General features: G+C 53.2%; 9 protein-coding genes. 5 read left to right on the top strand and 4 right to left on the bottom strand.

Annotation, left to right across the window (positions count from 1 at the left end; translation table 11 throughout):
* Positions 1-146 precede the first annotated feature (146 nt).
* The 4 genes from FHW66_RS20465 to FHW66_RS20480 form a co-directional block, all read right to left on the bottom strand.
* On the bottom strand, positions 147-1,127 hold the full coding sequence (locus FHW66_RS20465) for a D-glycerate dehydrogenase (protein ID WP_183381677.1): 981 nt from the start codon (positions 1,125-1,127) through the stop codon (positions 147-149).
* A 58-nt stretch (positions 1,128-1,185) separates the two neighbouring features.
* Entirely contained in the window at positions 1,186-2,577 is a 1,392-nt protein-coding gene (locus FHW66_RS20470) for a sodium:proton antiporter (RefSeq protein WP_183381678.1), read from the bottom strand.
* A 234-nt stretch (positions 2,578-2,811) separates the two neighbouring features.
* Complete coding sequence (gene pncB, locus FHW66_RS20475; RefSeq protein ID WP_183381679.1) at positions 2,812-3,984, bottom strand: nicotinate phosphoribosyltransferase; 1,173 nt, start codon at positions 3,982-3,984, stop codon at positions 2,812-2,814.
* Positions 3,985-4,081: 97 nt separating this feature from the next.
* Positions 4,082-5,293, bottom strand: coding sequence for an ABC transporter substrate-binding protein (locus FHW66_RS20480; protein ID WP_370543510.1), 1,212 nt, complete (start codon positions 5,291-5,293; stop codon positions 4,082-4,084).
* A 343-nt stretch (positions 5,294-5,636) separates the two neighbouring features.
* On the opposite strand from FHW66_RS20480, the gene fdxA reads away from it, so the two are divergent.
* The 5 genes from fdxA to nth all read left to right on the top strand — a co-directional run bounded on the left by fdxA (position 5,637) and on the right by nth (position 10,390).
* Positions 5,637-5,960, top strand: coding sequence for a ferredoxin FdxA (gene fdxA / locus FHW66_RS20485; RefSeq protein WP_183381680.1), 324 nt, complete (start codon positions 5,637-5,639; stop codon positions 5,958-5,960).
* Positions 5,961-6,163: 203 nt separating this feature from the next.
* Positions 6,164-7,246: an NAD(P)/FAD-dependent oxidoreductase gene (locus FHW66_RS20490; RefSeq protein WP_183381681.1), complete on the top strand. Its 1,083-nt coding sequence runs from the start codon at positions 6,164-6,166 to the stop codon at positions 7,244-7,246.
* A 346-nt stretch (positions 7,247-7,592) separates the two neighbouring features.
* Positions 7,593-8,828 (top strand): polyhydroxyalkanoate depolymerase, encoded by a 1,236-nt coding sequence (locus FHW66_RS20495; RefSeq protein WP_183381682.1) that lies wholly within the window; start codon positions 7,593-7,595, stop codon positions 8,826-8,828.
* 148 nt (positions 8,829-8,976) lie between these two features.
* Entirely contained in the window at positions 8,977-9,720 is a 744-nt protein-coding gene (gene rsxB, locus FHW66_RS20500) for an electron transport complex subunit RsxB (RefSeq protein WP_183381685.1), read from the top strand.
* Positions 9,721-9,739: 19 nt separating this feature from the next.
* Entirely contained in the window at positions 9,740-10,390 is a 651-nt protein-coding gene (gene nth / locus FHW66_RS20505) for an endonuclease III (RefSeq protein WP_183381683.1), read from the top strand.
* Positions 10,391-10,521: the final 131 nt, after the last annotated feature.

The raw sequence follows: 10,521 nt of genomic DNA on the forward strand, positions 1-10,521 counted from the left end.
CGTTGCACTACCTCATGCTTGAATTTCGTTTCGTACTTCGCCATGAAAAACACCCCAAAGGTTGGATTGGTGTCCAACTTTTGGGGTGCGGTTCAACTAGTCGGCGGGTTTTTTATTGTGCAAACGACATCAAAAATCATATCAATTCAACGTTGTAAAACCGCTGGATTGAGCAGATTTGGCGGAGTCTGTCCCGACAAGGCCGCACTGAGGTTGGCAACGGCGCAGCTCACCATGGCCAGACGCGTTGGCACCGACGCACTGGCAATATGCGGGGTCAGTACAACGTTGGACAAGCCCAAAAAGTCTGGATGGAAAGCCGGTTCGTTCTCGAATACGTCGAGTCCAGCTGCAGCAATCTGCTGATCGCGCAATGCGGCAATCAGGGCGACATCATCGACAATGCCTCCACGCGCCAGATTGACCAGCGTCGCATGAGGCTGCATAAGTGCCAGATCGGCAGCCTTGATCGTATGATGGGACTCTTTGGTGTAAGGCAGCACCAGGATGACATGGTCCGCAGTCCGCAACAATTCTTCCTTGCTAACATAACGCGCCTGATTGGCGCGGACTTCCAGTTCTGGCGCAAGACGCGAGCGATTGTGATAAATCACCTGCATGTCAAAACCAAGGGAACGTCGCGCAATCGCCTGACCAATCCGCCCCATACCGATGATGCCTAGCGTCGCGCCATGTACATCGGTGCCGACAAAGCTGTCATAGCGCCATTTTTTCCAATGCCCGGCACGCAGCCAATGTTCGGACTCCGTCACCCGGCGTGCTGTCGCCATCAGCAATGCCCAGCCAAAATCAGCCGTAGTTTCATTGAGCACATCGGGCGTGTTGGTCGCCATGACACCGGCTGCGGTGGCGGCAGCAACATCGATATTGTTGTAACCTACGGCAATATTACTGACCACCTTAAGCTGTGGATTGGCAGCAAATACAGCAGCATTGACCGGCTCACTACCGGTTGACAACAAGCCAACCTTGCCCTGCAACCGAGCACTGAGCTCGCTTGCGCTGAATACGTTATCCTCCTGATTGGCCTCTACATCAAAGTCTTTCTGCAACCGCTCCAGCACCTCTGGAAACGTGGCTCGTGCTACTAAAATCTTTGGCTTCATAGCTTCTTTCTTTGCGCTAAACAATCTAGGTTCATGTTTCCCTGCATCACGCTGATCGTCACCAGAAAAATAAGAAACTCATGATGACAAACAACGGGATCAGTATCAGGAATGACCATCCCATATAACCGAAAAATGAAGGCATCCTGATACCGCGCTCCTCGGCAATTGCCTTGACCATCATGTTGGGCGCATTGCCGATATAGCTGTTGGCCCCCATAAATACTGCACCTGCAGAAATGGCTGCCAGCGTCGATGGCAGTATCGTCATCAAGGTATTGGCATCACCTGACGCGGTATTGAAAAATACCAGATACGTCGGGGCATTATCGAGGAAGGAAGACAAAATGCCGGTAATCCAGAAGTACATGATATTGATTGGCTGACCGCTACTAGCGCTGACCGCGCGCACAATACCGCCGAAAGCGCCCGCTTCACCGGCACGCAACATGGCGATCACGGGAATGATGGTGATGAAGATACCGGCAAATAGTTTGGCCACTTCCACAATCGGGCCCCAGCTGAAATCATTGCCACGGCGTGCAGTATCTGGGGTCCGCCACAAGGACAGCAGAATCACCAGGACCAGCGCGACATCACGCAGGATATTTTGCAATGCTACTGGTGTACCCATGATCGAAAACTCAATCCCCGATTTCCAGAAGCCGCTCATCAACACCAGACCGATAATCACCAACAACAAAACGAAGTTGAACTTGCCATCAAAACCCAACTGCGAAAGCGCCGTATCCAGTGTCGGGTCCTGTTGAGGTGGGCGCTGCTCTTCCCTGTTGTGGTAGTAGTGGCGGTCGAGCAGATAGAAGATCACGAGCAATGCGACGCAGATGAATGCCGTATGCCAGAAAATATTCTGCATCGTCCAAAAAAAACTTACACCATTGAGAAAGCCAAGAAACAAGGGGGGATCCCCCAGCGGGGTAAGCGCTCCACCAGCGTTCGCCACCAGAAAGATGAAGAACACCACAATGTGCACGCAATGACGGCGATTGTCATTGGCCCGGATGAGCGGCCGAATCAGCAACATGGACGCGCCCGTGGTCCCCATGAAACTCGCCAGCACCGTACCCAACGCGAGTAAACCTGTATTGAGTGCGGGCGTACCGTGCAGATTACCACGTACACAAATACCACCAGCAACGACAAACAATGCCGTCAATAAGGCGATGAAGGGAATATATTCAGCCAGCAAAGCGTGCACCGCGCCAGCAATCGCTGCATGTGGGCCAAAGACCGCTGCAAACGGCAACAACAAAACCAGAACCCAGGCCAACGCGAGCTTGCCAAAATGCGCGTGCCAGAAATCGGCGAACAACAGCGGACCAACTGCGATCGACAATAACAAACCAATGAAAGGTACGCCCCACAATGGAGACAGGCTGCTGCCGTCAAGCTCTGCAGCGAAGGCCGTGATGGGGTTCAGAAATGCCATTATCAGCAATGCTGAGAGGGCAAGAAATTTTTTATGCAATGGGGGGTTCTCCGAAAACAAGCTGAATGGCCCGATAAACGCGCACATCCTTAACAAAAAATAAAGTAACTACCACGATAGCAGTCAGCTAGCCTGAGACCACCATCGCACCAGATAACTCCCCACTAAACAAAATTCTTCCTCACTCCGCCTGATCAGCGGGATAGCGCTGATCAGTTTTCAAAAAACAAAGCCTTACTGAATATCGAAGACCTGACGCAGGTACTTTACGTAAGCCTCATCGTCACACATATTCTTGGCAGGCGTATCGGAGAGCTTTGCGACCGGCTGCCCATTGCAGCGGACCATCTTCATGACCACCTGCAACGGTGTATAGCCGAGATCATTGGTGAGATTAGTACCGACGCCGAAGGCGACTTTAGCGCGATCCTTGAAGCGTAAATACAAGGAGACAACCTTGTCAAAATCGAGACCATCGGAAAATACCAGTACCTTGCTCTTGGCATCAACGCGATTATTGGCGTAATGCTCTAGCAAGCGCTCTCCCCATTCGAATGGATCACCGGAATCGTGCCGCGCCCCATCGAAGAGTTTGCAGAAATACATGTCGAAATCTCGCAGGAAAGCATCCATGCCATAGACATCCGAGAGCGCAATGCCGAGGTCCCCGCGATACTCGCGCGCCCACATTTCAAAACCATAGATTTGCGAATCACGCAGACGCGGCCCGAGTGCCTGGCATGCCTGCAAATATTCATGCGCCATGGTGCCCAACGGCGTCAGATCATGCTGCATGGCGAACAGGACGTTCGAGGTACCCGCAAAATGCGCGCCCATTTGTTCCTTCAGAACCTGGATCACTTCCATGTGCCAACTGCGTGAAAAGCGCCGCCGGGTACCGTAGTCAGCGATCTTGCATCCTTCCAGCAAGGAATTGTCGGTCAGCAGCGCAATTTTGTCGCGCAAGCGCTGACGTCCGGTTTGATAATCCGGTGTACGCTGGGTCGCACGGAAATAAACCTCGTTGACAATGGCCAGCACGGGCACTTCAAACAAAATGGTATGCAACCATGGACCCTTGACCTGAATCTCGATTTCACCATTGTTGGCCGGCGACGGCATGACGCTGATGTATTTTTCATTGAGATGGAACAGATCAAGAAAATCAACAAAATCACTCTTGATGAAACGGAAGCTGCGCAGATAGGTCAGCTCCTGTTCCTGAAAGCGCAGACGGCACAGCGCAGCGATTTCTGCACGAATTTCGTCGATATAAGGAGTGAGATCAACATCATCATTGCGGCATTTGAAGCGATACTCGACCTGCGCGCCTGGAAAATGATGCAGCACAACCTGCATCATCGTGAATTTGTACAGATCAGTGTCGAGCAGAGAGGAAATAATCATGGAACGGGACCGGACAATTGACGAATGAGCGATGTTGCTTATCTATGAATCGCGCAACATCTTACCCTGAATTGACAACAACCACGGTCCACGCTGCTCAGCGCGAGGCCGAAGAAGGTCGCCGGCTCTTGACATAGGACTCCGTCGGCAAATAGCGGAGACCATCGAGGTAGCGCCAGTCACTGGCAGGATCCTGCCCTGGCATGTAGCTCAAGGTGCCAACGAAAGCGCCAAAACTAGATTGCTGATCCTGTGCTCTGAAACTGATGATGCCCACTGGCGTGTCAAAGGACAGACCGCGCATTGCTGCCACGAGCTTGTCACTGTCCAGACTTCCTGCCTTCCTGACGCCCCCGGCGATCGCCATGAGCGTGCTGTAGCCGAAGATGGAATAAAGATGCGGTTGTTCATTGAAACGCTTGACATAGGCATCCCGAAACCGCTGATGCTCGGCGAGCGCGATCTGATCAATGGGGTAACCAATGACAAACCAGTTACTGATCGCAGGATACTGAGTCTGCAGGTTGCCCAAGGTCTCGCCAGCAGACATCGACAGTACTTTGCTGCTTGCAAACAGACCCTGACGACTGCCTGCTTCGACGAATTGCAGCAAATCGCCCCCAAAAGTGGCATTGAAGATTGCCTCTGGCCGCGCCTGCTGCAAGCTGCGTACGGCGTCATCCGCCTTGATCTTGCCCAGCGCGGGCCATTGCTCGGCAACAAACTCGACATCTGGACGCCGTTCCTTGAGCAAGAGCTTGAAATTGGCTACGGCACTCTGACCATATTCATAGTTGGGTGCAATAATGGCCCAGCGCCGCACCGGCAATTTGGCCGCAGCTTCAGCCAACATCGCTGCCTGCATATAGGTCGAGGGCCGTAACCGGAAAGTGTAGCGATTACCCTTGTCGAGCGTGATCGCGTCTGAAAGTGCATCACCAACGACAAACAGCTTTTTACGGGCCGCGGCCGTCTTCGCCACTGCCAGGGCAACATTGGACAGCATCGTGCCACTCAAGACATCAACCTTGTCATCTCTCACCAAGGCTTCCGCATTTCGCACAGCTTCGGCTGCTCCCCCTTGATCCTCGCGCACCACCAACTGCACCTGCCTACCTAGCAAACCACCGCTGGCATTGATTTCCGCCACGGCCAACTCGGCACCGCGCTGGTAAGCCTGGGTTGATTGGAACCCGCCACCAAGACTGTCCACGGAGCCTATCTTAAGAGGTGTAGCAGAGGCAGCAGAGGCGCAGACCAGCAAGAATATGCCCGACAAGCGGCGCAGTCGTGGCTGCATGATTTCCATTTTATTCTGCTGGCACATAGTCTTTTTGTCGAGCTTTTTAGAGAAAGGTAATTTCATATTTACTTATACGTAATCTGTATAAGCCTCATTTGTGAGAAAAGTCTAATTGCCTTAAAATACAGGGCTTTCCAGCTGGTTTTATGGTTGTTGGCACTCTTGCAGAGGTCATGACACAAGGCACGAATTCGTAATTTTGCTGTATTTGCGTCGAGATTTTGCGAAGTAACGTGGTTTGCAACGTGCAGAAGCAACGTTTGCCCTTGCACAATGAGTCGCGCCATATTGCCATTAAACCCAGCTCAATTTGCCATCAGTTTCAAGAAATTTTACAGATAGGACTGTTATGACCCACGTTGTGACCGAATCCTGCATCCGCTGCCGTTATACCGACTGCGTTGATGTATGCCCGGTTGATTGCTTCCGCGCAGGCCCGAATTTCCTCGCCATTGATCCGGATGAGTGCATCGACTGCGCAGTCTGCGTGGCTGAATGCCCGGTCAATGCTATCTACGCGGAAGAAGACGTACCGGCAGATCAGCAGGAATTCATCAAGCTCAACGAGGTGCTGGCCCGCAACTGGCCCTCCATCACCAAGACCACGGCGCCATTGGCCGAAGCCGAGGAGTGGAAAGACGTCAAGAGTAAGCTGGAATTCCTGGAACGCTGACCTGCGAGCCGCAAACCAACTGGCTGGCGCAATCATTGCGCCGCCGATGGCAGCCACTAGTAAGTCACAACGGTTGGCTGGCGTTACTTGGCCAGACCGGATTGTACGGACAAAAAGGGCATTGGGTATGTCGCATGGCCCACTGAGGGCATGCTTCCCCTGACGCAGCGCGGCCCCTTCATTTGAAATGGAAACGGATTTTTATGGATAACTTCAAGATCGCGCCTGCAGATGCCGGCAAGACAACCCCTATCGAAGCGGATGCTGTCATCGTCGGTGCCGGTCCGGTCGGCTTGTTTCAGGTATTTGAGCTGGGCCTGCTGGAAATCAAGGCGCATGTGATTGATTCGCTCGCCAATGTCGGTGGTCAGTGCGTTGAACTGTATCCGGACAAGCCAATCTACGACATTCCTGCAGTTCCCGTATGCACAGGTCAGGAATTGACAGATAACCTGCTCAAACAGATCGAGCCATTTGATCCGACCTTCCATCTGGGTCAGGAAGTCACTCTGGTGCAAAAGCGTGACGATGGCCGTTTTGACCTCGAAACCTCGGCTGGTACCAAATTTATCACCAAAACCATTTTCATCGCTGCAGGTGTTGGCTCGTTCCAGCCACGCACATTGAAGGTGGATGGTATCGAGCAGTTTGAAGGCTCGCAATTGTTCTATCGCGTCAAAGATCCGGTTCTGTTTGAAGGCAAAAATCTGGTCATTTGTGGTGGCGGCGATTCAGCACTGGACTGGGCGCTGAACTTCGTCGGCAAGGCCGAATCCGTAGTGCTGCTGCACCGTCGCGAAGAATTCCGCGCCGCACCCGCTTCTGTGGCAAAGATGAAGGAACTGTGCGAACAGTACGAAATGCAATTCCTGGTCGGCCAGGCAACCGGCTTTGAGGCCAAGGATGGAAAGTTGTCCGAGATCAAGGTAACCGGCGCGGATGGCGTCACACGTCGCCTGCCACTAGACATGCTGCTGGTCTTCTTTGGTCTGTCGCCAAAACTGGGCCCGATCGCCGAATGGGGTCTGGATATTGAACGCAAGCAGCTCAAGGTCGTCGATACCGAGAAATTCGAAACCAATGTTCCAGGCATCTTCGCTGTTGGCGACATCAACACCTATCCGGGCAAGAAGAAGCTGATCTTGTCAGGCTTCCATGAAGCCGCATTGGCCGCTTTTGGCGCTGCGCCGTATATCTTCCCTGAAAAGAAGATCCACATGCAGTACACCACAACATCGCCGAAACTGCACAAGATCCTCGGCGTTGAGACTCCGGTATTTGATTGATCTGTCAGCTAATCGTCGCGCTTGGTAATCAAGCTAAACAAGCTAAACGACAAGGGCCCTGACCGACGGATCAGGGCCTTTTTGTTTGCGGATGAACAATGTTGCCAGCAATACTCCTCAACTTGAGCTACTCTCTGGTATGTTTTAGCAAAAGTAGCCCCAATTCTGTGCCACTTTTGTGACAAGCCGGTGCCAGCGCACCAACTGCCTGCACCGAAATAGACTAAAAATGCCAAAATACGAAGCGTGCTAAAATATTGCGATGCAACATTACAAGATTCCCACTCGTGCCACTGCTACCGCAGCCGCAAGCCTGACAGCCAAGTTTGATGTGTAAGGGTTATCCATGCTTTATCAAATCCATGAATTAAATCGCAGCCTGCTCAATCCCTTGATCCAGTGGGCTGAAACCTCCGCCAAACTGTTTTCAGATCCGGTTTCTCCGCTTGCGCATACCCCGTTCGCGCAGCGTATCGCTGCAGGTTATGAGCTGTTGTACCGACTAGGCAAAGATTATGAAAAGCCGCAGTTTCAGATCGACAGCACTGAAATCAAAGGCAAGACCGTCAACATCGTTGAAGAAACTGCTGAGGACAAACCATTTTGTCGTCTGATCCATTTCCGTAAGGATCTCGATACCAAGCAACAGGCTGCGCTCAAGCAGCCGACTGTGCTACTGGTGGCGCCATTGTCTGGACATCATTCCACATTGCTGCGCGATACCGTACGCGGCCTGTTGCCGGAGCACGATGTCTACATCACCGACTGGACCGATGCACGCATGGTTCCAGTCAGTGCGGGTCCATTTCACCTGCACGATTACATCTATTACGTACAAGACTTCATTCGCACTCTCGGTCCGGACGTCCATGTCATTTCGGTATGTCAGCCAACCGTGCCTGTACTGGCGGCGATTTCGCTCATGGCCAGTGCCAACGACCCGAAATTACCAAAAAGCATGACCATGATGGGCGGTCCAATCGATGCCCGCAAGTCACCAACGGCGGTCAACGATCTAGCCACTGAGAAACCATTCAGCTGGTTTGAGAACACCGTGATCTATAGTGTGCCGGCAAGCTATCCCGGCTTTGGCCGCAAGGTGTACCCTGGCTTCCTGCAGCATGCAGGTTTCGTGGCGATGAATCCACGCCGCCACGCACAGAGCCACTGGGACTTTTATATGCATCTGCGCGACGGCGATGACGAATCGGCCGAAAGCCATCGCAAGTTCTATGACGAATATAACGCTGTGCTGGATATGCCCGCTGAGTTCTATCTTGAAACCATCAAGGTTGTTTTCCAGGATTTCAATCTGCCCAAGGGAACCTGGGTCATCGAAGGCAAACCGGTGCGTCCGCAGGATATCAAGTCCGTCGCGCTGTTCACCATCGAAGGCGAGCTGGATGATATTTCCGGCTCAGGTCAGACCCAGTCTGCACAGGAGCTGTGCTCGTCCATTCCAAAGGCGCGCAAGCAACATCTGACCGCGGCCAAGTGTGGCCACTACGGGATTTTCTCCGGCCGTCGCTGGCGCGAAATGGTTTGCCCCCAAATTACTGAGTTCATCAAGGCAAACGCCTGATTGCCTGCAGTCTGTCGCATATAGGGTTGTACATTGACGCGATTCAATGCCGTTTGAATAGAAAGCCTTTATGCCGCGAGGGATAAAGGCTTTTTTCTGACGCATTTCTGAGTGCAAACTCTGACAAGTCGCATGCATTTCCCTGATAATACGGTTTTGTCTCTCTCAGCCGTTGTCTGACTTGCTTATTGTGTCAACACCCCGCCGCCCCACTCTCGCCGACCAGCTCGAAGACCTGCTGCCGCAGACGCAATGCACCAAATGCGGCTACCCAGCCTGTCGCCCCTACGCGGAGGCCATCGCCGCAGGCGAAGCGGCATACAATCAGTGCCCACCCGGCGGTGCAGAGGGCGTCGCCAGGCTAGCGAGCCTGCTTGGCAAGCCAGTCATACCAATCAATCCGGTCAACGGCATTGAGCGCAGCCGTAGTCGAGCCTTCATTGATGAATCTGTCTGCATCGGCTGCACCTTGTGTATCCAGGCCTGCCCGGTGGATGCGATCGTTGGTGCAGCAAAGCAAATGCACACCGTGGTTACCGATCTTTGTACCGGCTGCGACTTATGTGTTGCCCCCTGCCCGGTCGATTGCATCAGCATGATCGAGGTGACGCCTGGGCAAACTGGCTGGGCAGCCTGGTCTCAGGAGCAAGCTGACCAGGCGCGCGCGCGACATGATTTCCGTAGCCTGCGTCTGCGCCGCGAAAAACAGGAAAACGAAGCACGACTGGCCGCCAAAGCGGCTGCCAAACTGAAGGAAGTCGCCGCTGCCAGCGTTGCCAGCCCGGAAGAAAAAGCCGAGCAGGACCGCAAGAAGGCAATCATCCAGGCCGCCATCGAACGTGCCCGCCTGAAGAAAGAGCAACTTGCCGGCAATCCACCGGCAGATCAATAAGCGTCAACCTGCCCGTACCATGAATAGCGAAAAACGCCGCCAAATCTTTACCCGTCTGCGCGCAGCCAATCCGACCCCAACCACTGAACTCGAATACAGCACGCCTTTCGAGCTTCTGATTGCGGTCCTGTTATCAGCTCAAGCCACCGATGTCTCGGTCAACAAGGCTACCCGCAAGTTATACGCGGTTGCCAATACGCCTGCCAAGATCCTCGCTCTGGGACTGGACGACTTGATTCCGTACATCCAGACGATTGGCTTGTTCCGCACCAAGGGCAAGAACGTCATCGAGACCTCCCGCATTTTGCTGGAACAGCATGATGGTGAAGTCCCGCAAACGCGCGAAGCATTGGAAGCATTGCCAGGTGTAGGACGCAAAACCGCTAATGTCGTGCTCAACACTGCATTTGGCCAACCAACCATCGCCGTAGACACACACATCTTTCGCGTCTCCAATCGAACCGGTCTGGCTCCCGGTAAAGACGTCGATGAAGTCGAACGCAAGTTGATGAAGTTCGTCGCTCCCGAATTTTTACAAGATGCCCATCACTGGCTGATTCTGCATGGACGCTACACCTGCATCGCCCGTAAGCCACAATGCTGGAATTGCCTGATTGCCGACCTGTGTGAATTTCGAAAGAAAACACCATTACCCGACAAGGGCGTCTGACGCAAAGCGGATACCGCCAGTGCTCTAGCCGAGTCACCCGATGGCGCGGCTTACGTTGAGAATATCCGTCGACGCTGAGCGTGCCAGCGATCAACAAAAAAGCAGTGACTGACTACCGCTTTAACGGTGCC

The organism is Herbaspirillum sp. Sphag64 (genome assembly GCF_014192645.1).
GTDB lineage: Bacteria > Pseudomonadota > Gammaproteobacteria > Burkholderiales > Burkholderiaceae_D > Herbaspirillum.